Genomic DNA, 241 nt, shown 5'->3' on the forward strand with positions numbered 1-241 from the left:
AAGTTCAAGCGGTTGAAAAAGCATTATCTCAATGTGATGATGTTCGTCTAGAAGATATTGCAGATGATTTAGGTGTCGGTTATTCAACGTTACAACGCTGGATAGCACTCGCAAAGAAACATCAACTTGAAACACACCAGACGGGTAGCCAAATGACAGCAGAAAAACGACCACAAGACTGGCGTTTAGAAGAAAGACTCAGCGCGATTATTGACTGTGGCCATTTAGATGAAGCAGCGAT

Annotated in this window: 1 pseudogene; it reads left to right on the forward strand. The window is 42.3% G+C overall.

Features of this window, described 5'->3' with window-relative positions:
• Positions 1-241: pseudogene (locus H5201_RS22910) on the forward strand (IS3 family transposase); the annotation flags it as partial.

This window comes from Pseudoalteromonas sp. SG43-6 (assembly GCF_014164365.1).
GTDB lineage: Bacteria > Pseudomonadota > Gammaproteobacteria > Enterobacterales > Alteromonadaceae > Pseudoalteromonas > Pseudoalteromonas rhizosphaerae.